21 protein-coding genes are annotated in these 22038 nt (G+C 65.5%); 4 read left to right on the forward strand and 17 right to left on the reverse strand.

Annotated elements, in window-relative coordinates:
• Positions 1–103 precede the first annotated feature (103 nt).
• The 12 genes from ACFVUS_RS18400 to ACFVUS_RS18455 form a co-directional block, all read right to left on the reverse strand.
• On the reverse strand, positions 104–592 hold the full coding sequence (locus ACFVUS_RS18400) for a h domain protein (protein WP_387767284.1): 489 nt from the start codon (positions 590–592) through the stop codon (positions 104–106).
• Positions 589–1437, reverse strand: a complete 849-nt coding sequence (locus ACFVUS_RS18405; RefSeq protein WP_387767287.1) for a hypothetical protein — start codon at positions 1435–1437, stop codon at positions 589–591. Before ACFVUS_RS18405 ends, ACFVUS_RS18400 begins: the two co-directional genes overlap by 4 nt.
• On the reverse strand, positions 1434–2843 hold the full coding sequence (locus tag ACFVUS_RS18410; RefSeq protein WP_387767290.1) for an MCE family protein: 1410 nt from the start codon (positions 2841–2843) through the stop codon (positions 1434–1436). The genes ACFVUS_RS18405 and ACFVUS_RS18410 overlap by 4 nt, the downstream gene beginning before the upstream one ends.
• On the reverse strand, positions 2840–4066 hold the full coding sequence (locus tag ACFVUS_RS18415; protein ID WP_387767293.1) for an MCE family protein: 1227 nt from the start codon (positions 4064–4066) through the stop codon (positions 2840–2842). Before ACFVUS_RS18415 ends, ACFVUS_RS18410 begins: the two co-directional genes overlap by 4 nt.
• Positions 4063–5307 carry an MCE family protein gene (locus tag ACFVUS_RS18420; protein WP_387767296.1) on the reverse strand — a complete coding sequence of 415 codons (1245 nt, stop codon included), beginning with the start codon at positions 5305–5307 and terminating at the stop codon, positions 4063–4065. The genes ACFVUS_RS18415 and ACFVUS_RS18420 overlap by 4 nt, the downstream gene beginning before the upstream one ends.
• On the reverse strand, positions 5304–6365 hold the full coding sequence (locus ACFVUS_RS18425) for an MCE family protein (protein ID WP_387767299.1): 1062 nt from the start codon (positions 6363–6365) through the stop codon (positions 5304–5306). The genes ACFVUS_RS18420 and ACFVUS_RS18425 overlap by 4 nt, the downstream gene beginning before the upstream one ends.
• Positions 6365–7393, reverse strand: a complete 1029-nt coding sequence (locus tag ACFVUS_RS18430) for an MCE family protein (protein WP_387767302.1) — start codon at positions 7391–7393, stop codon at positions 6365–6367. Before ACFVUS_RS18430 ends, ACFVUS_RS18425 begins: the two co-directional genes overlap by 1 nt.
• Positions 7390–8523, reverse strand: a complete 1134-nt coding sequence (locus tag ACFVUS_RS18435; RefSeq protein ID WP_387769964.1) for an MCE family protein — start codon at positions 8521–8523, stop codon at positions 7390–7392. Before ACFVUS_RS18435 ends, ACFVUS_RS18430 begins: the two co-directional genes overlap by 4 nt.
• Before the next feature lie 121 nt (positions 8524–8644).
• Positions 8645–9496, reverse strand: a complete 852-nt coding sequence (locus ACFVUS_RS18440; protein ID WP_387767305.1) for an MlaE family ABC transporter permease — start codon at positions 9494–9496, stop codon at positions 8645–8647.
• A gap of 4 nt (positions 9497–9500) precedes the next feature.
• Positions 9501–10265, reverse strand: a complete 765-nt coding sequence (locus tag ACFVUS_RS18445; RefSeq protein ID WP_375962558.1) for an MlaE family ABC transporter permease — start codon at positions 10263–10265, stop codon at positions 9501–9503.
• Between the two features lie 302 nt (positions 10266–10567).
• Complete coding sequence (locus ACFVUS_RS18450) at positions 10568–11470, reverse strand: 3-oxoacyl-ACP reductase (RefSeq protein ID WP_387767309.1); 903 nt, start codon at positions 11468–11470, stop codon at positions 10568–10570.
• A gap of 45 nt (positions 11471–11515) precedes the next feature.
• Positions 11516–11704 carry a ferredoxin gene (locus ACFVUS_RS18455; RefSeq protein WP_364637862.1) on the reverse strand — a complete coding sequence of 63 codons (189 nt, stop codon included), beginning with the start codon at positions 11702–11704 and terminating at the stop codon, positions 11516–11518.
• Positions 11705–11857: 153 nt separating this feature from the next.
• On the opposite strand from ACFVUS_RS18455, the gene ACFVUS_RS18460 reads away from it, so the two are divergent.
• Both ACFVUS_RS18460 and ACFVUS_RS18465 read left to right on the forward strand, forming a co-directional pair.
• The gene (locus ACFVUS_RS18460) at positions 11858–13051 is read left to right on the forward strand and encodes an acyl-CoA dehydrogenase family protein (protein WP_387767314.1); all 1194 of its coding nucleotides are present in this window, start codon (positions 11858–11860) and stop codon (positions 13049–13051) included.
• A gap of 20 nt (positions 13052–13071) precedes the next feature.
• On the forward strand, positions 13072–14199 hold the full coding sequence (locus ACFVUS_RS18465) for an acyl-CoA dehydrogenase family protein (protein WP_387767317.1): 1128 nt from the start codon (positions 13072–13074) through the stop codon (positions 14197–14199).
• Positions 14200–14295: 96 nt separating this feature from the next.
• On the opposite strand, the gene ACFVUS_RS18470 is transcribed toward ACFVUS_RS18465, so the two are convergent.
• Entirely contained in the window at positions 14296–14991 is a 696-nt protein-coding gene (locus ACFVUS_RS18470) for a maleylpyruvate isomerase family mycothiol-dependent enzyme (RefSeq protein ID WP_387767320.1), read from the reverse strand.
• Positions 14992–15039: 48 nt separating this feature from the next.
• The gene (locus ACFVUS_RS18475) at positions 15040–16266 is read right to left on the reverse strand and encodes a glycosyltransferase (RefSeq protein ID WP_387767323.1); all 1227 of its coding nucleotides are present in this window, start codon (positions 16264–16266) and stop codon (positions 15040–15042) included.
• Between the two features lie 159 nt (positions 16267–16425).
• Between ACFVUS_RS18475 and ACFVUS_RS18480 the strand changes: the two genes are divergently transcribed.
• Positions 16426–16863: a VOC family protein gene (locus tag ACFVUS_RS18480; RefSeq protein ID WP_387767326.1), complete on the forward strand. Its 438-nt coding sequence runs from the start codon at positions 16426–16428 to the stop codon at positions 16861–16863.
• A gap of 146 nt (positions 16864–17009) precedes the next feature.
• Here ACFVUS_RS18480 and ACFVUS_RS18485 read toward each other — a convergent pair whose 3' ends face one another.
• The 3 genes from ACFVUS_RS18485 to ACFVUS_RS18495 all read right to left on the reverse strand — a co-directional run bounded on the left by ACFVUS_RS18485 (position 17010) and on the right by ACFVUS_RS18495 (position 20999).
• Positions 17010–18005 carry a sigma-70 family RNA polymerase sigma factor gene (locus ACFVUS_RS18485; RefSeq protein ID WP_387767329.1) on the reverse strand — a complete coding sequence of 332 codons (996 nt, stop codon included), beginning with the start codon at positions 18003–18005 and terminating at the stop codon, positions 17010–17012.
• A 123-nt stretch (positions 18006–18128) separates the two neighbouring features.
• The gene (locus ACFVUS_RS18490; RefSeq protein ID WP_387767332.1) at positions 18129–19775 is read right to left on the reverse strand and encodes an acyl-CoA synthetase; all 1647 of its coding nucleotides are present in this window, start codon (positions 19773–19775) and stop codon (positions 18129–18131) included.
• A gap of 186 nt (positions 19776–19961) precedes the next feature.
• Positions 19962–20999 (reverse strand): LLM class F420-dependent oxidoreductase, encoded by a 1038-nt coding sequence (locus ACFVUS_RS18495; RefSeq protein WP_375962536.1) that lies wholly within the window; start codon positions 20997–20999, stop codon positions 19962–19964.
• 62 nt (positions 21000–21061) lie between these two features.
• Here ACFVUS_RS18495 and ACFVUS_RS18500 point away from each other — a divergent pair, with 62 nt between their 5' ends.
• Positions 21062–22027, forward strand: coding sequence for a Zn-ribbon domain-containing OB-fold protein (locus ACFVUS_RS18500; RefSeq protein ID WP_387767335.1), 966 nt, complete (start codon positions 21062–21064; stop codon positions 22025–22027).
• Positions 22028–22038 lie beyond the last annotated feature (11 nt).

Genomic DNA, 22038 nt, shown 5'->3' on the forward strand with positions numbered 1-22038 from the left:
TGTCTCGCGAATTCTGTTGCGACACAACGTATGTCGCAAAAAAGACAACTCCGGGGCACTGCGAATCGCAGCGCCCCGGAGGAGATGACGTGATGCGGACGAACTAGACCGGCTTGACTTCCGTTGCCAGCCAATGTGAGCCGTGCTTGGTCAGGTCGACGCGCAGGCGCGACGAGGTGATGGTGCCCTGCGGCAGGCTTTCGCTGGTGGTCACCGAATTCATGAAGACCAGGACGGTGGCGCTGTCGCGGGTGGTGGAGATGACCCCGGAGGCCTGCACCGTGGCCTGGACGTTGATCTTCTTCTCCTTGGCGGTCGGGATGACCGTCTGCGCGATCAACTTCAGGTAGGTGTCGCGCAGGTCGCCGTCCATATTGTCGGCGGCCTTGGGCATTTCGGTGTCGATGTTCTCGAACTGGTAGGAGGACATCGTCTCAACGGTGTGCCGGGCGGCGGCAACGGCGTCGGTGCGGGCCTTCTCGGCCTGCACATCGGACCAGTAGCCGTAACCGGTCAGCGAGCCGACGACCGCGGCGGCGACGAACAGGATCGCGGCGGCGGCTATGAGGATGGTGCGCCTATCGAATTTCATGCCACGAACTCCAGTTTCGAGGCGGTCACGGTGCCGTTCCCGTCCTTCTTCACGGTCACCCGGAAGCGGTAGTCCTTCAGTTGCGGCTGATTGCTGGCCGCGTTGGTGACCGTCTGCTGTCCGAGCACCAGCACGTGCGCCGAATCCGGACCCTCGTCCTCGATGGCGGCGGCGAGCACGGTGCCATTGGACTGCACCTTGATCTGCTGGAAGATCTGCTTGTACAGATCCCGGTTCTGCGCGTACTCGGCCTTGAGGTCACCGGAGACCACCGAGAGAATACGGTCGATGTCCTGATCGGCCGTGCCGTCCTTGATGGTGGACAGGTTGATCACGGCCTGCCGAGCGACCTGGATGTATTCGGCGCGGCGTTCATGCAGGGCATTGGCCTGATGCTTGTGATAGAAGAAAACGCCACCGGATCCGGCCAGCAGGAGCGCGGAGATGATCGCGACCGCCGCGGCGGCCAGAGTCAGGCGATCGAGGGAGCGAAACCGGCTGCGGGCCTTCGGTTCCGATTCCTGATCGCTCGCCTCGGCGCGCACATCGGCATCGGCCGCCGGGGCCGAGTCCGCCTTCGCGAACACGACCGGCTCCGACTTCGCCGCGACCGCGGAGTCCGCTGCGACCGCGGTATCCACGGCAACAGCGGCCTCCGCCGCGCCCGGTTCGGCCGTAACCGGCACCGCCGGTTCGGCCTTCGCGAGCGGGCTCGGTCCGGCGGGTTTCGCCGGGGCCGAAATGGAGGTTTCCGTCGTGGCCGGCTGGCCGTCCTCGACAGGCGGACCCGCCTGTCGCATGGCCCGCCGCCGCGAACGGCCGCTGGTTGCCGTGGTATTGCTCATCGTTGTTGCTCCTCGAGCATCTGCTGCCAACTTGAGGGCACTGTACTGGAGCCGTCAGCGCCGATATCCCCCCGCCGGTAGGTCCGGCCGTCGGGTCCGAGGAACGTCCCGGAGCCCTGGTCACTATGGGTTATGAAGGCGGACGGCTGGTTGCCCAACAGGTTGTTGAGCGGTCGCCCGCTGTTGTCCACCGGGTTCGGCGCGCCGAAGGGCGGGTTATCGCCGAGGGGCTGGTAGCCGTTCGGGTCGCGGCACAGCTCCGGGCTCGGAGCGCGCTTGCCCGGGAACTCCGCACAGGGTGTGTTGCGGATGCCGCGTACTGCCTCGCGGGCGTTCTGCGCCACCTTGCAGTACATGTTGTCCGGGGTGTCGATCTTGGATGTATCCGCCGGTGACCTGCGCTGATCCGGTGACAGGAAGCCGGTGGTGCATCCCGGGGGATCATTGAGGCCGAGCATGAAGTCGACCATAGCGCCATATTGGGTCGGCCCGCGGATCGCGGTCAGCAGCGCCGAGAGCAGCGGCGGGTAGACGACCAGAATCTGTTCGATACCGGCGTGATAGGTGACACCGACCTGTCCGACGGTGACCATGTTCGCCAGCAGCAGCGGCAGGGTCGGCTGTAGATCCTGGAAGGTCTGGTTGGCCTTCTGCGCGGCCGACGGCGTGTGCTGCAGCACCGAGCGCAGCGCCGGATCATGCTGGCGCAGTTGGTCGGTGAGGGTGGCCAGATCCTTGGTCCAGCTCCGGATGGAGTCATCGGACTGAACCTGGGTGTCCAGCAGCGGACCCAGCTTCTCCAGCAGATCCTTGGTTTGCCCGGTGTTGTCCTTGGCTTCCTGCACGAGCAGTGACGCCGAATCGATGAAGCGCTGCAGATCCGGTCCCGCACCGTTGAAGGCGGTGAACGCGGCGTTGATGACCTCTTGCAGCTTGGTGTCCGCGACCGAGTTCAGCAGCCGATCCGCCTGATCGAGCATGCTGCCCACATCCTGCGGCAGTTTGGTCTGCTCGACCGGAATCACCGAACCATCGTGCAGATTCCCACCTTTGGGCGCATCGGACGGCACCAGATCGACGTACTGCTCACCGATCGCCGACACGCTCTTCACATAGGCGGTGACATCGGCCGGAATCTTGTAGTCGCTGTTGATGGACAGCTTGGCGTCGACCCCCTGCGGGGTCAGGTTCACCGACTCCACCTTGCCGACGTTCGTACCGCGATAGGACACGTTGCCGGTCTGGTAGAGACCGCCCGTGGCCGCCAATTTGACTGTGACGGCGTATCTTCCGATGCCGAACATGGCGGGCAGGTGCACATAGCTGCCCGCCATGACCACCAGGCCGATGACCGTCAGCACCGAGAAGATGGACAGCTGAACCTTGACGAACTTGGTGAGCTTCACCGGCCCCCGCCTTCCTGCGTACTGGGCACCGTCAAACCGGGAATCGCGGGCAAGCCCGGAATGGGCGGCAGCCCAGCGATACTCGGCACCGGCGCGGCCGGTTGTGGGTTCAGCGGATCGGTCATCGGATCACCCTTGCCCATCGCGGTGGGCGGCACACCGACGCCGAGCGTCGCCTGCGCGCCGCCGAACGCCCCGCCCAGCGGTGAGCCGGTGAGGAAGTTGGAATCCAGCCGAGCCTTGGTGATATCCGCGGTGATCACCAGGTTCATGTAGTCACCCTTGATCACCTTGTCGATATTCCGGATCGGGAACGGGAAGGTGAGCAGCCATTCCAGCGAGGTGGCGAGCTTATCGCCGGTATCGGCCAGCGTCTGCAGCACCGGTGCGAGGTTGGCGAGGTCGGCCTTCAGGCTGTCGCCGCCGCCGTCGATGATCCGCTGCACGATATCGCTCAGACCACCAAGCGCCGTAAGGGTTTTGGTGATGTTCTCGCGACGATCCGCCAGCACGGTCAGAGCCGGGTGGATCTCGGTGATGGCGCTGGCGAGCTGATCCTTCTGATTGGACAGCACCCCGGCGAACCGGTCCAGCCCGCCCATCGCGGCGATGATGTCACCGGTCTGCTTGTCGAGGTTGGTGGTCAATTGATTCAACTGCGGCAGCAGATCCCGGATGGCATCGGTGCGGCCGGTAAAGGTGGCGTTCAGCTCATGGGTAATGGTCTCCACCTGGGAGATACCGCCGCCGTTGAGCACCACCGACAGCGCCGACAGCGTCTGCTCGGTGGTCGGGTAGGCCCCCGCTCGGTCCAGCGGAATGAGATCCCCGTCCTTCAGCTCCCCCTGCGCCGGAACATCTTTCGGCGGGGCGAGCTCCAGGTGATTACTGCCGAGCAGACTGGTCTGCCCGATGCGCGCGATGGCGTTGGCGGGCAGCTGCACGCCCTTGTCGAGGCCGACCGTGACCAGCGCGTGCCAGCCCTCGACCTTGATATCGGTGACCGTGCCGACCGGCACGTCGTTCACCTTGACCGGCGAATTGCGGGTCAGCATGGTGACATTCGGCATTTGAATGCGCACTTTCCAGGCGCCTTCACCGGTACCCTGCGCGCCGGGCATGGACACCGAGTTCAGCCCGTCCCATTCACAGCCGCTCGCGCCGAGCAGTGCGACCAGGCCGACCGCGACGCCGGCGATACGAATCCGTCGGCGATACATCATCGTCCTCCTCCGGGCAGCATCAGATCGGTGAGGTTCTTGGGCGCGTCGGCCGCGGGAGTGCCGCCGCCCTGGCCCGCCAGATCCGGGGTGCTGTAGGTGAGCTGGTTGGGGAAGGCGTTCTGCAGGGTCGCCGGATTGAGCAGCAGCGGCGGGTAATTCATGATCAGCGAGTTCAGTACCGGGCCCAGATACTGCTTGCACAGATCCGTGCTCTTCTGCGAATCGAGCTCATCCATGGATTCGGCGATACCGCACAGGAATTGGACCGGATTGGCGAAGTTCGGTGCGGAGACCGCACCCGTCAGGGTGCCCTGGGCCGGCTTGTACAGCTGGTAGAAGTTCACCAGCGCGGTCGGCCCGGAGTGCATGATCTTCTCCAGGTCATCCTTCTTGTCGGCGAGCACCTGGGTGGCGTCCGCGAGGCGCTGCACGCTTTCGGTGAGCCCGCCGCCGTGCTCGTCCAGGAAGCGCTTCACATCGACGACCGCGGTATCCAGATTGTCCAGTCCCGCACCGAGATCGCCGGATACATTCGCCAGCACCGAGGAGACCGAGGCCAACCGGCCGCCGAACTGCACGATCTGATCGTTGGACTTGGACAGCACATCGACCAGCTGCTGCAGATTGCGAATCGTCCCGAAGAGATCGGTTCGACCGTCCGACAACGTATTCAGCGTGCTGGACAGCTCCTTGAGGGTGTCCCGGAACGCCTGCGCATTGCCGTTGCCGAGGTTCGCCGCGGCGGTGTCGATGGCCCGGCCGAAGGAACCCTGCTTGTCCTCACCGACCGGTCCGAGGGCGACGGACAGTTTGGTCAGCTCGGACTTGATGTCGTCCCATTCCACCGGAACCGCAGTGCGCTCGACCGGAATCGATGCTCCGTCAGCCATTTTCGCGCCGCCGGTGTAGGCGGGCGCGAGCTGAACGAAACGTGCCGAGACCAGCGAGGGCGAGATGATGACGGCCTTGGCGTCGGCCGGGATATCGATGCCCCGATCGACGGTGATCTTGGCGGTCACCCGATCCTTGCCCGGTTCGATGGAGTCGATCTTGCCGACCTTCACACCGAGCACCCGGACCTCATCGCCGACGTACAACCCGTTGGTGGCGGGGAAGTACGCGGTGATGTGCTTCTTGCCGATATCGGCCACGAACCCGTAGACCAGCCAGCCCACCAGGACCAGCACCACACCGGCGGCGACGAACCGCGTCCAGTTCGGCAGTTTGCGAATCGCGTTCACTTCGGCGGCTCCTTCGGTGTCGGCACCAGCGAGATGCCACCGTCGAGGTAGCTCTGCAACGACTCGGGCAGATGGTCCGGCCACACCATCGCGTCGATCAGCGCACGGATCGGCTTGCTCTCCACATTGGACACATAGGACTGGAAGTACGGGCCACTGCCGACCTGCTCACCGAGCGCGGCCTCGAACGGGCCGAGTTCATCGAGCGCCTTGCCGATGTTGTCCTTGTTCTTCTGCAACAGCGCCAGCACCGAATTCAGTTTGTCCAGAGTCGGCTTCATCTGGGCTTCGTTATCGGTGACGAAGCCCGAAAGCTGCTGGGCCAGACCGTTGACGTACACGATCAGCTGGCTCAGCGCGGTCCGGCGATTGTTGAGCTCGCCGAGCAGGCTGTTGCCGTCGAGCAGCAGCGTATTGAGCTGTCCGGCACGGTCTCCGAGCACCTTGGTGACGCCCTGGGCGTGCGAGAGCAGTTCGGTCAGCGCCTTGTCCCGGGCGTTCAGGCTGCGCGAGAGCGCGGTGACGCCGTCCAGCGCGGACCGCAGCGGTGCGGGCGTATCGGTGAACGCCTCCGAGAGCGTGTCCAGGGTCTTGTTCACCTGATCGGTGTCCAGGCCCTGCACCGTGGTGGCCAGATCGCCGAGCGCGTCATTGAGCGAGTACGGGGACGTGGTGCGCTCCAGCGGAATCGGATTGTCCGCCTTGATGACACCGTCACCCGCGGGGGTCACCTCGAGCGATTTGCGGCCCAGCATCGTATTGGTCTTGATGGCGGCCGACGATTTGGTGCCGAGCACGATCGATTCATCGAGCGTGAAATGCACCTTGACCTTCGCCCCGTCCAGCGACACCTTGTCGACCCGGCCCGAGCGCACGCCCGCGACCTGCACCGGATCTCCCGGCAGCAGTCCGCCGGCATCGGCGAAGTAGGCGTTGTAGTCGGCGCCGGACCGCACGAACGGCAGTCGGTCGAACTGCAATGACGACAGGCATACCGTCACCGCGAGCACGATGCCGACGACGCCGATATTGATCAGCGGGGAACGTTCTTGATCCATCAGCTGGCACACCTTCCGGTGGTCTGCATACCCGGCATCTTGAGCAGCTGGGTCCCGCCGTCCGGTGCGTCGATGAGGAAGTTCGCGCCGCAGATGTACATATTCAGGAACGAACCGTAGGAACCGATTCGAATCAGCTTCTTGTACGTCTCGGGCAACAGGTTCATGACGAACTGAACCTGGTCCTCGTTGGCGTCGAGATTCGCCGACAACCGGCCCAGCTCCGACACATTCGCCTTCAGATCCGGCCGCACCACCTGCAGCAGCTCGGTGAGATCACCGGTGGCCCCGGCCAATCGGGGCAGCGCGTCGCCGATCGGATCCTTGTCCGCGGCCAAACCGCTGATCAGGCGCTGCAATTCGTTCAGCGTGGTGCCGAAGTCCTTGTCCTTGTCATCGATGGTGGCCAGCACCGTCTTCAGGTTCTCGATGACACTGCCGATCAACGCGTCGCGGTCCGCCAGCGTCTTGGCGAAGGAGCCACCGCTGTTCAGCAGCGATACCAGCGTGCCGCCCTGGCCCTGGAACACCTGCAGCAGCGCACCGGTCAGATCGTTCACCTGCTGCGGATTCAGGCCGCGCAGCAGCGGTTTGAAGCCGCCGAGCAACATATCCAGATCCAGTGCGGGCTTGGTGTGCTCGACACCGATGGTGGCGCCCTTGCGCAGCGGCTGCGCGGTGCCGGGGCCCTCCATCAGTTCCAGGTAGCGGTCACCGACGAGGTTCTCGTAGCGGATCGCGGCCTGGGTGCCGGAATACACGTGGTACTGGTTGTCGATATCGAAGTCGACGTGCGCCAGATGATCCTTGCCGACGGTCACCCGCGACACCGAACCCACCGGCACACCGGCGATGCGCACCTTCGAACCCGGCAGCACGCCGGACGAACTGGTGAAGATCGCGTGGTATCCGGTCGAGCGCGAGAAGCGCATCTGGCTGAAGATGACCCCCAGCCCGGCCAGGACCAGCACCATGACCAGGGTGAAGATCCCCAGTTTCACGGAGCTCGCATGCGGTTTGATGCTCATGGGTTGGGCACCCCCGGAAGTCCGGCGAACAGGAGTTGGAACACCCTGGGGCCGTTGAGGTAGGTGGAGGTCGGCGGGGTCCACACCTCGCCCTCGGTGGTGTCGGTGACGAGATAGTTGGAGTGGCTGCCCGGCACCCGATCGAGAATGTTCTCGCAGTGCGGGCCACCGGTGGCGTTCACCTTCGGCAGATCCTTCGGGTACTCGTACGGGGTGCCGCCGGGCATGAAGCTCGCGTTCAGCGTCACGTACGGGCCGTCACCGCCGAAAATGCGATTGCCGACGGGCAGGGCATCGGCCGAGCCGACGACCAGGCAGTACAGCGCCGACTTGTACTCGTGCAGCAGATCGGTGGTGGGGCGCAACAGGTTCAGCGAGTCGATGAGCGAGCGCTCGTTCTGGCCGAGCACGCCGCCGGTGGTGTCGGCCAAACCGATGAGGTTCAACAGCACCGCGTCGAAATTGCTCGTCTCGTCGACGATGGTCTTGCCCGTGACGGTCATATTGCCGGTGGTGCGCAACAGATCCGGCGCGGTATCGGCGTACAGATTGGTGACCCCGACCGAGGTCGCCAGGTCGCGTTGTAGATCGGGCAGGCTCGGATTGATTTCCTTGAGCATGTCGTCGCTGTTCACCAGCAACTGCCCCAGCTTGTCGCCGCGACCCTGCAGGGCGGTGCCCAGCGCGGTCAGCGTCGCGTTCAGTTTCTCCGGCGCGACCTTGTCCAGTACCTGGTTGAGATGCTGGAACAGCGTATTGAATTCCACGGTGACCGCACCGGCGTGCACGACCGCACCCGGACGCAATGATTCACCCGAAGGCTGCTGCGGCTCTTCGAAATTGATGTATTTCGCGCCGAACACGGTGGTGGAACGAATGTCCACCACGGCATTGGACGGCACCATTTTCAATTTATCCGGATCGATGGCGAGTTGGATATTCGCGCCGTCGGCGGTATTGGTCACGCCTTCCACCCGGCCGATTTCCACACCGCGGAGCTTCACCTTGGCGTCGGTATCGAGCACCAGGCCGCTGCGCGGCGCGGCGACGGTCACCTTCACGGTGTCCTGGAAGCCGCCCGCGAAGCTGACCAGGCAGATCACCACGACGGCGACGATGGTCAGCACCATTCCGGCGCCGCACAGGCGGATGAACCAGCCCTGTTCGGAATACCGTGTGGATGTTGGTTTTTGGACGAACGGCGAGCCGATCGGGCTCGCTACCGGGTCCAGTGTTTGCGCCATGTCCGCCCTACCCGGAGAGATGGAAGTTGCCGGTGGTGCCGTAAATGGCAAGGGAGATCAGCAGTGTCACCATAACCACCGCGATCAGCGAGGCCCGCACCGCATTACCCACCGCGACACCGACGCCGACCGGACCGCCCGCGGCGTGATAGCCGTAGTAGGTGTGGATCAGCATGACGGCCATGGCCATGAAGATCGCCTGCGCGAACGACCAGAGGATGTCACTGGGAATCAGGAAGGTCGAGAAGTAATGGTCGTACACACCGGCCGACTGGCCGTAGATCACCACGGTCGCAAAGCGACTCGCGATGAACGAGGCGATGACCGCCAGCGAGTACAGCGGGATGATCGCGATGATGCCCGCCAGAATCCGGGTGCCCACCAGGAAGGGGACCGGCCGGATGGCCATCACCTCCAGGGCATCGATCTCCTCCGAGACGCGCATGGCGCCCAGCTGCGCGGTGGTGCCCGCGCCCAGTGTCGCCGCCAGGCCGATGCCCGAAATCACCGGCGCCGCAATACGAACGTTGATGAAGGCGGAGAAGAAGCCGGTCAGCGCCTCGACGCCGATATTGCCGAGCGAGCTGTAGCCCTGCACGGCGATGGTGCCACCGGCGGCCAGGGTGAGGAAGCCGACGATCACGACGGTGCCGCCGATAACGGCCAAAGCGCCTGTGCCCATGGAGATCTCGGCGATCAGGCGAATGGTCTCGGTGCGGTAGTGGATCAGTGCCTTCGGAACGGACGCGATGGACCGCCCGTAGAACACCGCATGCTTACCGACCGAGTCGAGTCCCTCGGTAAAGCGCCGAAAGCGTTTGGATACCTTCGGAAAACGAGATTGGATCACGAACGCCATCTGATCACCGCGCCGTGAACTTGATGCCAACGGCGGTTACGACCACGTTGATAACGAACAGCGCCATGAAGGCGAAAACGACGGTCTGGTTCACGGCGTCGCCGACGGATTTGGGGCCGCCCTTGACGTTCAGACCCAGGTAGCAGGCGACCAATCCGGCGACGAGGCCGAACAGCGTGGCCTTGACTTCGGAGATGACGAGCTCGGGCAGATGCGTCAGCAGCGTCAGGCCGTTGACGAACGCGCCCGGGTTGACACCCTGCAGGAAGACCGAGAAGAGAAAACCGCCCAGGATCCCGATGGTGGAGACCAGGCCGTTGAGCAGGAACGCCACGAACATCGATGCCAGCACGCGCGGGACGACCAGGCGCTGGATCGGATCGATGCCGAGCACCTTCATCGCGTCGATCTCTTCGCGAATGGTGCGCGCGCCCAGATCCGCGCAGATGGCGGTCGCGCCCGCACCGGCCACGATGAGCACGGTGACCATGGGGCCGACCTGGGTGATGGTGCCGAATGCCGCGCCCGCCCCGGAAAGGTCGGCCGCGCCGATCTCGCGGAGCAGAATGTTCAGCGTGAAGCTCACCAGGACGGTGAACGGAATTGCGACCAATAGGGTCGGGACGATGGAAACCCTGGCGACGAACCAGGACTGGTCGATGAATTCCCGTCGCTGAAACGGTGGCCGCACCACAGCGCGGGCGACAGCGCCGGCGAGTTCGAAGAACCCTCCGACCGCCCGTAACGGTACGGCGAGGACATCATTCATTCCCGCGATTCCTCCTGCCCCTGCCTAGCTATAGCTTCCGAGATCTGAATGTGATCTCGGTCCCGTCCGAAGATTAGAACACGTTCCAGTACGGCTTCGGAAGGTTTCGACGGTTTTGAACTGGGAGTCTTTCTGAACTGATGTCCAGTTCCGAGAACATGTTCACCCCAGGTCTACCATCATGAACGTGGAACCTTTGTGAGGCGCCACACATAGTTGATTCCCATTCCTACCAACGATCGATCGCGTGATCAACCTGGAAACGGGGGGAGAAACCCCCCGCTACCGGTACAAAGGGTGGACTAACCGAGATCCATCAGCGCCGACGCGGAAAACGTGGCGCCCGAGGGACGTTCGGCAAAATAGCCGCCAAGTGTCGCCGCCAGGCCCTCGCGGGTCCATTCGCCCTCGGCGTCGAAACGCTGTTCCACAATGGGAGCCGCCATCAGCGCCACCATCGGGCCGTAGACGACGAACAGCTGACCGCTGATCGCGGCGGCCGCGGGCGAGGCCAGGTAGGCCACCAGGCGGGCCACATGATCGGGCGAGAGCGGATCCGGACCCTCTTCGGGCGCGGCCGAGAAGACGTTCTCCGTCATGGAGGTGCGCGCACGAGGGGCGATCGCATTGGCGCGCACACCGAAATTGGCGAGCGCTCGCGAGGCCGACAGCGTCAGCGCGGTGATACCCGCTTTGGCCGCACCGTAATTGGCCTGTCCGGCGGGACCGAGCAGACCGGCCTCCGACGAGGTGTTGATGATGCTGCCGTAGACCGGCGCACCCGCCTCCTTGGACTTGGCCCGCCAGTACGCGCCCGCATTACGGGTCAAAAGGAAATGCCCGCGCAGATGAACCGCGACGACCGCGTCGAAATCCGCGTCGGACATGTTGAAAAGCATCTTGTCCCGGGTGATCCCGGCATTGTTCACCACGATGTCCAGGCCGCCGAAGGTCTGCTCGGCGGTGCTGATCAAGGCATCGGCGGTGGCCGATTCGGCAATGCTGCCGGCCACGAATTCGGCCTTGGCGCCGAGTGCGCGAATGTCCGCGAGGGTTGCGCTGACCGCGTCGTTTTCGGCAAGGTCGTTCACTATGACCGACGCGCCGGCCCGGGCCAGCTCCAAGGCTTCGGCCCGGCCCAGCCCGGCGCCCGCGCCGGTGACGATGGCCACTCGGCCGGCAAGGTTCACATCAGTTTCGCTCACCGGGCCGACTCTAGAACGTGTTACACCCGGCGAGCAAGGCTGGGTTCAGAGCAGCTTCAGCGCGGCCTTGGGGCACTGCGCGACCGCGGTGCGCACATCTTCCTCATCACCGGCCGGAACCTCCGCGCCGACGATGTGCAGAACGTCGTCATCATCGAGTTCAAAGACGTCGGGGGCGATTCCGACACAGATACCGTTCGCCTCGCACTGGTCGAGATCAACAGTGACCTTCATAGCCAACTCCTTTGCCAAAACAGTGCGCCGAGCCTAACAACCCCCACCCCGGCTGGGGTAGGAAGTGCGTCCTTACACGACCTAATACTGGAACATGTTTCACCTGCTGTGCAATGATCGGCTCAACCCGGAAACGAAGCTAGAGGTATCGCTATGCGGATCGCATACACGCCGCAACAGGAACAGCTGCGCGCTGAACTGCGTGAGTATTTCGCCCGTTTGATCACTCCCGAACGCCGCGCGGCGCTGTCGGCCACGACCGGCGAGTACGGCGAGGGCAATGTCTACCGCGAGGTCGTCGAGGAGATGGGCCGCGACGGCTGGCTCGCCCTGGGCTGGCCCAAGCAGTACGGCGGCCAGGACCGCTCCACCATGGATCAACTGATCTTCACCGATGAGGCCGCCATCGCGGGCGCCCCGGTGCCGTTCCTGACCATCAACTCCGTCGCGCCGACCATCATGCATTACGGCACCGAGGAGCAGAAGAAGTTCTTCCTGCCCAAGATCGCCGCCGGACAGCTGCACTTCGCCATCGGCTACTCCGAGCCGGGTGCGGGCACCGACCTCGCGTCGCTGCGCACCTCCGCGGTGCGCGACGGTGACGAGTGGATCGTCAACGGACAGAAGATGTGGACCTCGCTCATCGCGTATGCCGACTACGTCTGGCTCGCGGCCCGCACCGATCCGAATGCCAAGAAGCACAAGGGCATTTCGATGTTCATCATGCCGACCGATGCTGAAGGCTTCTCCTGGACGCCGGTGCACACCATGGCCGGACCGGACACCTCCGCCACCTACTACCAGGATGTGCGGATCAAGCATTCCGACATGGTGGGGCCGGAGAACGGCGGCTGGTCACTGGTCACCAACCAGCTCAATCACGAGCGCGTCGCGCTGACCTCCGCCGCGCCGTTGGCGCTGGCCGTCGCGCAGACCCTGGAATGGGCGCGGAATACCAAGACCGCCAACGGTTCCCGCGTCATCGACCAGGAATGGGTGCAGATCGCGCTGGCGCGCATCCACTCCAAGGTGGAATACCTCAAGCTCACCAACTGGGAGATCGCCTCGCGCGCCGACCAGGGCGGCGATGCCGCACCGCGGCCGTGGGACGCCTCCGCGACCAAGGTGTACGGCACCGAACTGGCCACCGAGGCCTACCGCGCGCTGATGGAAATCCTCGGCCCGCAAGCCTACCTGCGTCAGGACTCCGCCGGATCGCAGCTGCGCGGACGCCTGGAGCGCATGCACCGCGCCTGCCTGATCCTGACCTTCGGCGGCGGCACCAACGAGGTGCAGCGTGACATCATCGCCATGACCGCCCTCAAGCAGCCCGCCGCCGCGCGCTAATCGAAACCTAGGTAACCATCATGGATTTCACCCTTACCGAGGCGCAGCAGGATCTGGCCCGCCTCACCGCCGAGGTCACCGGCAAGCTCGTCACCGCCGACCGGCTGCGCGAACTCGACCGGAACAATGACGCGGCCGGGAACCCGACCGTGCGCTTCGACGAATCACTGTGGGGCTCACTGGCCGAGACCGGCGTGCTGGCCGCGGCCCTGCCGGAAGCGGTGGGCGGCAGCGACTTCGGCGTGCTCGAACAGAGCTCCATCCTGCGCGAACTCGGCAAATCCGTCGCGGCCGTGCCCTACCTGTGGTCGATCGTGCTGGGCGCGGGCGCGCTCGCGCAATTCGGCTCCGATGCCCAGCGGGCGCTGGCCACGCAGGCCGCGAGCGGTGAGCTCATCCTCACCGCCGCGCTGAGCGAAGAGCGCAACTGGGAACTCGCCAAGCCGGTCACCACCGCCGCGGACAACGGCGGCTGGCAGCTCACCGGGTTCAAGACCACCGTGCCGTTCGCGCGCCAGGCGGCGCGAATCCTGGTGTCCGCCAGCGTGGATGGCTCCCCCGCCGTCTTCCTGGTCGATCCCGCGCACGCCTCGGTGCGCGTCGAGGACCAGATCGTCACCGACCGCTCCCCCGAGGCCGAGGTCGAATTCACCGCCACCCCGGCGGAATTGGTCGGCACCCTGGAGCAGGGCGCGGACATCCTGAACTGGCTGCTGGAGCGCGCCTGGCTCGGCCTGGCCGCCACCCAGCTCGGCGTCGTCGAGAAGGGCCTCGAGCTGGTCGCCGACTACGCCCGCGAGCGCGAACAGTTCAACCGCAAGATCGGCAGCTTCCAGGCTGTGGCGCAACGGCTTTCGGATGCCTACATCGACATCCAGGGCGTGCGCCTCGCGGTGCAGCAGGCCGCCTGGCTGCTCGCCGAGGGCCTGCCCGCCACCGCCGAGATCCACACCGCCAAGTTCTGGGCCGCCGACGCGGGCCACCGCGTCGCGCACACCGTGGTACACGTACACGGCGGCGTCGGCATCGACCGCGACCACATCGTGAACCAGTACTTCACCGCCGCCAAGCACAATGAATTCGCCCTGGGCGGCGCGACCGATCACCTGCGCGCCCTCGGCGGCATCCTCGCCGCCCCGGCCAGCTGATCGACGCGCGGGCGCATCCGCCCGCACCGAAAGATCCAGGGCGGCGGCACCTTCCGGTGCCGCCGCCCTTTTCTGTAAGCACCCCCGCCACACGGGTCAGGGCACGAGCGGCCCCGCGAGCACACGCTCGCCCGCGATGCGGTCGCCGGCCCAGGTCAGGGCCGGGTCGGAGGCGGGCAGGCGCTGCCAGAGGGCGAGCAGCAGATCCGAAGCGGGAGCGGCGATTTCGGCGACCGGTTCACCCGGGCCGTAGATCCAGCTCTCCGGGGTGTCGGTGGCGCACAGGCGCAGGGCCACTTCGGGTTCGGTGGCGAGGCCGCGCTGGATCATGCGCGGGGCGAAGAGTTCGAAGACCTCGTTGATGCCGTCCACGGCCAGGTCGGTGTCGAAGGGGACGGCTTTGCCGAAGGCGTTCTGGCCGTCCCACAGGTGCATCAGGGTTTCCAGGGCGCGGCGGCGACGCCAGAAGCCGACCGTGCGAGGCATACTCCGGGTGAAGGTCCACGCCTCGTTCTCGGGATCGGCGGACAGCGACGCGGCGATGGCGTCGGCGGTCTCGTCATACCATTCGCGCAGCGCGACAGCGTCTTTCGGAGCCGGATCGCCCTGGTGGTCACCGCGTAACTCGGTCACGGCGGTCACCACCCACAGATTGCCCTGGCCCAGGTGATCGGCGAGGTCGTAGAACGTCCAGTCACCGCAGGTCGGCACCGGGGTGGCGAGGTCGGTGTCCGGCGTGATGAGATCGCCGAATTCGGTGAGCTTCGCGCAGAGCAGGGCCAGGTAATCCATGCCGATCACCGTAAACCGGATCAACCGCGCATACCCGCCGGAAAACGCTCAGGATTCGAGTTCGTGGTTGGAGTCGGGGTGCCAGTGACCCGCGCGGGTGGACGCGCTCGCGGCGAAGATCGGGTCGGGGTGATCGGCCGCGGGCTCGAGTTCGTTCATCAGCAGATCGCTCATGGCATCACGGCGCAGCACCCGGCCGAGTTCGGCGGCGGCCCGGTAGTGCGCGGGTGTGCGCAGCGCCTTGCGGACGGCGGTGGCGATCTGTTGCGGAGTCGCGGTGCGGGGCAGCGCGACTCCGGCGTGGTGCGCGCGCACCCGGGCGGCATTGTCGGCGTGATCGCGGCCGTGCGGCAGCAGCACCACGGGTAGGTCGGCGGCGAAGGACTTGAGCAGCGTGCCGTGCCCGCCGTGGGTTATCACCAGGCTGGCGTGCCGCATGAGTTCGTGATGGGGGCCCGCGGGCAGCACGGTGACATTCGGCGGCGCGCAGACCGCGGTGACGGGCACAGCCGGACCGGTGGTCATGACACCGCGCACCGGCAGCTTGCCCAGTGCGTCGGCAATGCGCTGCAGGCATTCGCCCTGACCCTGATCGGTGCTGGAGAGCGAGACGAGTACCAGCGGCTCACTGCCCTCCGGCACGGTCCATTCGGCGTCGCGCGCCCAGATCGGATCATCCAGAATGGGTCCGACATAGCGCACCGCGTCCGGCCGCTGTGCCGCGAAATCGAAAGCCTCACTGGACAATACGAGCTGTCGATGCGCCAGCTGCACCTGATCCTGATAGTGCGCGAGCCGCTCCAGCCCGAAATCCGCGCGCAGCGCGTTCAATTGCGGCAGCAGTTCCTGATCCCAGCGCCGCTGCACCATGGACCCGACCAGGCGGTCCCGCCAGCGCCCCACCGGTCCCCCGGCACGGCCGAATCCGGTGCCGGGCGGCGGCCCGCCCTCCACCGGCAGCGGGTAGATGCCCGGTATGAGCGCCATGAACGGTATTTCCCGCGCCTGCGCGGCCACCATGGCCCCGAACGCGAAATAGGAGGCGAGCACCAGATCCGGTCGCTCGGAATCGATTTCGGCGGCGGTATCGCGGGCGAACCCGCTGCCCGCGCGCGATCTGAGCCGCGCGCCGGTGGCCGTCACCGCCGTGGCCAGCGATTCCTCGGCGAGCACGGTGACCCGATGCCCACGCTCGACCAGCCTGCGCACCACACCGAGCTCCGGCGGTACGGTTCCGCCGCTGCCGGTGAGGGCAACCAGGTAGCTGTGCTTCATCAGGCACCTCCTGCCCGCCACTCTGTCACGCTGGGCGGGTCGCCGACTTCCCGATCGACAAATGATGTGTCACAGACCACAGTGCCAGCGCACCGATGAGTTTTCCACCCGCGTCTCGTCCTCACCAATGACCCCATTGGACCCGCAAGGCGTTTGCGGATGAGAGGACGAATCACCATGGCCAGCAAGATGATCTTCATCAATCTCCCCGTAGCCGACCTGGAGCGATCCAAGAATTTCTACGAGGCGCTGGGCTGGAAGGTCAATCAGGACTTCACCGACGAGAACGCCGCCTGCATCGTCATCGACGACAATATCTGCGCCATGCTGCTGACCCGGGACTTCTTCACCACCTTCAGCACCCGGCCCGCCGGCGATCCCGGTGCCACGGTGAATGCCCTCTACGCCATCTCCCTCAACAGTCCGGAGGAAGTCGACACCCTGGTGGAGGCCGCCCTCGCCTCCGGCGGCACCGAGGAGGTCAACGCGGACAAGCGCGCCCAGGAAGCCCAGGTCGGCATGCACGGCCGCACCTTCCTCGACCCGGACGGCCACCAGTGGGAGCCCTTCCACATGGCCTACCCCGCCGCGCCCTGACACTGCCATCTCGCAGCGCTCGCACCGCGCGACTCCGAAATGCGAACGGCCCGCCGGGATTTCTCCCAGCGGGCCGTTCACGCATGTCGTCGCGTTCACGCCGGACCACCCCGGCGCATCCACCTACGCGGCGACGGAGAACAGTTCTACCGCAGTTCCGGCGCAAGTCCGAAAAGCGGGAACAAGCGGTCGGTATCCAAGAAGAAGTTGAGACCCGCGATGCGGTCGCCGTCCAGTTCCAGCACCGTGATGGACCACGGCACCCAGACACCGGGCTCGTCCGCGCTCGGCTTGTAGTGGCCGAAGGCGGGCATACCGTTCGCGCCCAGCGGGATCATCCGCGAATCGCGGCACGCCGAACCCGTCGTGAGCATGAACTGCGCGACATTCTCGGGACCGGAGATCCACAGCGAGAACGGCGGCATGGACAGTGCCACATCGGCTTTGAGCAGTTCGGTGAGCGCGGCCATGTCATAGGACTCGAACGCGGCCACGAAATCGTCGACGAGTTTGCGCTGGCGCTCATCGGATTCGTCGAAGACGTCCGAAACGGTGGACACCTCCTGCGCCTTGGTCATGGTGGCGCGGGCGCGCTGTAGCGCGCTGTTCACCGAGGCCGGGGAGACATTGAGCATGTCCGCGGTTTCATTGGCGGAGAAGCGCAGTACCTCGCGCATGATCAGGATGGCGCGCTGGGTGGCGGGCAGATGCTGAACCGCGGCCACGAAGGCCAGGCGCAGCGTGTCCTTGGTGCTGGCGGCCTCGGCCGGGTCCGCACCGAAGGCCAGGCCGTTCGGAATCGGTTCCACCCATACGTAATCCGGCTCCGGCGGCGGCAGCGGGGTATCGGGGGTGCTGGCACCGGTGAGATCCATCGGCCGCGCACGGCGCTGTGGACCGTCGAGCATGTCCAGACAGACATTGGTGGTGATCTTGTAAAGCCAGGAGCGCACGCTGGAACGACCCTCGAAGGAGTCGTACGACTTCCACGCGCGCGTGAAGGTCTCCTGCACCGCGTCCTCGGCCTCGAACGACGACCCGAGCATTCGATAGGCGTAGGCGCACAACTCACGCCGATGACCTTCGAAGGACCGCAGTACATCGTCGGTGATCGTGGTGGATCCGCCGCCTGTCTCGCTCATGACCATCACTCTGGCACAGGGCACCGACAAGAAGAACACCCCGAAATTGCCTGCGCCCGCCTGTTTCGCAACAGGCGGGCGCAGGAGCCTCAGCAGTAACTCGCGGCTACCGCGGCGGGGTGATTACTTGGTGCTCGGGGCGTGCGCGTGGTTGTCCGCCTCGCGGGCCTCGGTCTGCGCCTGCGCCCACTTGTAATCGGGCTTGCCCGCGGGCGAGCGCTTGATCTCGTCCACGTACCACAGGCTGCGCGGCATCTTGTAGGAGGAGATCTCCTGCGTCAGCACCGGGCGCAGATCCTCCAGGGTGGGCCGATTCTCGCTGCGGCACTGCACGACCGCCACGACGCGCTGTCCCCAGCGCTCGTCCGGCACGCCGACCACGAGCGCGTCGAAGATCTCCGGATGCGCCTTGAGCGCGCCCTCGACCTCTTCGGGGTAGATCTTCTCGCCGCCGGAGTTGATGGACACCGAACCACGCCCGAGCATGGTGACGCTGCCGTCCTCCTCCACCCGGGCGAAATCGCCCGGGATGGAGTAGCGAATCCCGTTGTACTCCTTGAACGTAGCCGCGGTCTTGACCGGGTCGTTGTAGTAGCCCAGCGGGATGTGCCCGGTGCGCGCGATCAGGCCGGTCTTACCCGAGCCCGCCTCGATCTCATTGCCCTCGTCATCGATGACCTTGGTGGAGGCGTCGATCTTCACGCGCGGGCCGCCGGTGTGGGTGGCGCCCTTGCTGGCCACCGACAGGCCGCCGAAACCGGTCTCCGAGGAGCCGATGGAGTCGGTGATCATGGTGGTGGTGAGCAACTCGAGGTACTCGTCCTTGAGCGCGGGCGAGAACAGCGCCGCGCTCGAGGCCAGCGCCCACAGCTGCGAATGCTGGTACGGCTCACCGGTTTCCGGATTGCCCGCCTTCAGCGCGTCCAACATCGGCCGCGCCATGGCGTCACCGGTGATGAAGATCAGGTTGATGTTGTGCTTGTCGATGGCCTGCCAGACGCCGTGCCCGCTGAACTCGGGCAGCATGACGGCCTTGCCGCCGTCGAAGAGGCTGTGGAACACCGCGGTCTGCGAACCACCGTGGATCAGCGGCGGAATGGGGAAGCGGTTCAGCTGCCCGTTGCCCGCGCCGACCTTGGCCTGCTGCCATTCGTCCTCGATGGCAACGCCGGTGACGAAGTTGATGCCGCCGCCGAGCACGCGCCACCAGTCCTCGTGCCGCCACATGACGCCCTTGGGCAGGCCGGTGGTGCCGCCGGTGTAGAGCATGAAGATGTCATCGGCCGAACGATCGCCGAAGTCGCGTACATCCGAGCTGCCCGACAGGGCCGTCTCGTATTCGACCGCACCCGCGGGAGCGGGCAGATCGGTGCCGTCCTCGATGGTCAGCACGGTCTTGATGGCCGGAACCCGGGGCAGCACATTGCCGATCCGCTCGCTGTAGCGACGTTCGGCGATGAGCGCGACCATGTCCGAGTTCTCGAAGATGTACTGCAACTCGTTCTCGACGTACCGGTAGTTCACGTTGATGACCACCGCGCGGATCTTGAAGATCGCCACCATGGCCTCGACGGCCTCAATGGTGTTACGCGCGTAGATGCCCACCTTGTCACCGGGCTTGACGCCCTGTTCCTGCAGGTAATGGCCCAGCTGGTTGCAACGCTTCTCGAACTCGGCGTAGGTGAATTCCCTATCGTTGTCGACCAGAGCTACCCGCTCCGGCATCAGATCGATGGCGTGCTCGACAAGGTCCGCTATGTTGTAGCTCACAGGATGAAAATAGAACGTGTTCTCGCGAGTTGCAAGGTGCGATTTCCCGCTCACTGGACAAATCCATGTGGCCCCCGCCACAGCCTACCGGCCCGGGATGCCTAAAAGGAATAGGACAAATGGGAAACCGCCCGGCCGCGGCCCCGAGCGGGGCGCGGCGGGCGGTTCGCCAATCTAGAACTGGTTCTACGACTCGATGAACGGCTTCAGGCGCTCGAACTGCTCGACGCTGTGCACGCCGACGAGCAGCATGGTGACACCCGCCTTCTCCCACACCTTCAACTGTTCGCGCACATGCGCCTCATCACCGATGATCGTGGTGTCCAGGATCAGCTCGTCCGGAACCGCCGCCGCCGCTTCGTCTTTGCGGCCGGTGCGGAACAGCCGGGTGATCTCCTCGACCTGTTCGCCGTACCCCATGCGGCGGTAGACCTCGGCGTGGAAGTTCATGTCCTCCGCGCCCATGCCGCCGATATACAGCGCCAGGAACGGCCGCAGCCGATCGAGTTCGGCCTTGGTGTCGTCGGTCAGGATGACCTGCGCCGTCGCGGCGATTTCGAAGTCCTCCCGCGAACGCCGGGCACCCGCGCGCGCGAAACCCTCGTCCAGCCACTCGTTGTACATATCGGCCAGGCGGGGGGTGTAGTAGATGGCCAGCCAGCCGTCCGCGATCTCGGCGGTCAGCGCGACGTTCTTCGGACCTTCCGCACCCAGCCAGATGGGCAGATCCTTGCGCAGCGGATGCGTGATCGACTTGAGCGGCTTGCCGAATCCGGTGGCGTTCGCGCCGTTGTAGGGCAGCGGATAGCTCGGGCCGTCGTTGGTCACCTTGCCCTCGCGCTCGAGCACCTGGCGGATCACCGAGACGTATTCGCGGGTGCGCTGCAACGGTTTGGCAAACGACTGTCCGTACCAGCCCTCGACCACCTGCGGTCCGGAGACGCCGAGTCCGAGGATGTGCCGGCCGCCGCTGAGGTGATCCAGGGTCAGCGCGGCCATGGCGGTGGCGGTCGGGGTGCGCGCGGACATCTGCACCACCGAGGTGCCCAGGCGCACGCGGCTGGTGCTCGGGCCGAGCCAGGCGAGTGGCGTGTAGGCGTCCGAACCCCAGGATTCGGCGGTGAAGACGGCGTCGAATCCGGTCTCCTCGGCGGCCGCCACCAACTCCGCGGTATTGGCGGGCGGCTGCGCGCCCCAGTATCCGAGTTGCAACCCAAAGCGCATGTCCCGTTCCCTTCCCATGTGGGCTCTTGCCACCATCATTAGAACCTGTTCTACTCGATCGCGTGACTCTGGGGAACACCGAAGTACTCGCAGCACCGCTGGTGATGAAGTTCGACTACACCCGCTCCACCGGACCGACCATCGGACGCTTCCTCACCGGATTGCGTGCCGGACGGGTCGTCGGCGTGCGCGGTTCCGATGGGCGCGTACTCGTGCCGCCCGCGGAATTCGATCCGATCACCGCGGATGCCCTGTCCGAATTCGTCGACGTGGCCGATGTGGGCACCGTGCAGTCGTGGAGCTGGGTGGCCGAACCGGTCTCCGGTCAGCCCTTCGACCGCCCGTTCGCCTACGCGCTCATCAAGCTGGACGGCGCCGACACCGCCCTGCTGCACGCCGTGGATGTGGCCACCGCGGCCGATATGTCCACCGGTATGCGGGTGCGGGCGCGCTGGGCCGCCGAGCGGACCGGCGATATCCACGACATCGTGGCGTTCGAACCGGGTGAGACCTCCACCGCGCCCGCCGATTCCGGCGCTGACGCCGAGCCGGTGACGGGCATCATCACGCCGATCGACCTGTCGTTCAAGCACACCGCCGCACCGCAGGAAGCGGTCTTCCTGAAGGGGCTGACCGAGGGCAAGCTGCTCGGCGCGCGCGCCCAGCTGGACGGCAAGGTGTACTTCCCGCCGCGTGGCGCGGACCCGCGCACCGGCGAGCCGACCAACGATTTCGTCGAGGTGTCCGACAAGGGCATCGTCACCACGTTCTGCATCGTGAACGTGCCGTTCATGGGTCAGCGCCTCAAGCCCCCGTACGTGGCCGCGTATGTGCTGCTCGACGGCACCGACATCCCGTTCCTGCACCTGGTGCTCGGCGTGGAGGCGAGCGATGTGCGGATGGGCATGCGGGTCGAGGCCGTGTGGAAGCCGCGCGAGGAGTGGGGCCTGTCGATGGCCAATATCGATCACTTCCGGCCCACCGGCGAGCCCGACGCCGAATACGACTCGTTCGCGCACCACCTGTAGAGAGGCGCTGA

Origin of the sequence: Nocardia sp. NPDC058058 (genome assembly GCF_042885355.1) — a bacterium.
Classification (GTDB): Bacteria; Actinomycetota; Actinomycetes; order Mycobacteriales; family Mycobacteriaceae; genus Nocardia.

What these genes read in the sequence shown, in the direction of transcription:
- ACFVUS_RS18405 (WP_387767287.1), bottom strand. Translation starts at nt 1,437, where the DNA reads ATGAGCAATACCACGGCAACCAGCGGCCGTTCGCGGCGGCGGGCCATG.
- ACFVUS_RS18485 (WP_387767329.1), bottom strand. Translation starts at nt 18,005, where the DNA reads ATGAGCGAGACAGGCGGCGGATCCACCACGATCACCGACGATGTACTG.
- ACFVUS_RS18470 (WP_387767320.1), bottom strand. Translation starts at nt 14,991, where the DNA reads ATGGATTACCTGGCCCTGCTCTGCGCGAAGCTCACCGAATTCGGCGAT.
- ACFVUS_RS18400 (WP_387767284.1), bottom strand. Translation starts at nt 592, where the DNA reads ATGAAATTCGATAGGCGCACCATCCTCATAGCCGCCGCCGCGATCCTG.
- ACFVUS_RS18445 (WP_375962558.1), bottom strand. Translation starts at nt 10,265, where the DNA reads ATGAATGATGTCCTCGCCGTACCGTTACGGGCGGTCGGAGGGTTCTTC.
- ACFVUS_RS18440 (WP_387767305.1), bottom strand. Translation starts at nt 9,496, where the DNA reads ATGGCGTTCGTGATCCAATCTCGTTTTCCGAAGGTATCCAAACGCTTT.
- ACFVUS_RS18455 (WP_364637862.1), bottom strand. Translation starts at nt 11,704, where the DNA reads ATGAAGGTCACTGTTGATCTCGACCAGTGCGAGGCGAACGGTATCTGT.
- ACFVUS_RS18495 (WP_375962536.1), bottom strand. Translation starts at nt 20,999, where the DNA reads ATGCGCTTTGGGTTGCAACTCGGATACTGGGGCGCGCAGCCGCCCGCC.
- ACFVUS_RS18460 (WP_387767314.1), top strand. Translation starts at nt 11,858, where the DNA reads ATGCGGATCGCATACACGCCGCAACAGGAACAGCTGCGCGCTGAACTG.
- ACFVUS_RS18435 (WP_387769964.1), bottom strand. Translation starts at nt 8,523, where the DNA reads ATGGTGCTGACCATCGTCGCCGTCGTGGTGATCTGCCTGGTCAGCTTC.
- ACFVUS_RS18430 (WP_387767302.1), bottom strand. Translation starts at nt 7,393, where the DNA reads ATGAGCATCAAACCGCATGCGAGCTCCGTGAAACTGGGGATCTTCACC.
- ACFVUS_RS18480 (WP_387767326.1), top strand. Translation starts at nt 16,426, where the DNA reads ATGAGAGGACGAATCACCATGGCCAGCAAGATGATCTTCATCAATCTC.
- ACFVUS_RS18465 (WP_387767317.1), top strand. Translation starts at nt 13,072, where the DNA reads ATGGATTTCACCCTTACCGAGGCGCAGCAGGATCTGGCCCGCCTCACC.
- ACFVUS_RS18415 (WP_387767293.1), bottom strand. Translation starts at nt 4,066, where the DNA reads ATGATGTATCGCCGACGGATTCGTATCGCCGGCGTCGCGGTCGGCCTG.
- ACFVUS_RS18475 (WP_387767323.1), bottom strand. Translation starts at nt 16,266, where the DNA reads ATGAAGCACAGCTACCTGGTTGCCCTCACCGGCAGCGGCGGAACCGTA.
- ACFVUS_RS18425 (WP_387767299.1), bottom strand. Translation starts at nt 6,365, where the DNA reads ATGGATCAAGAACGTTCCCCGCTGATCAATATCGGCGTCGTCGGCATC.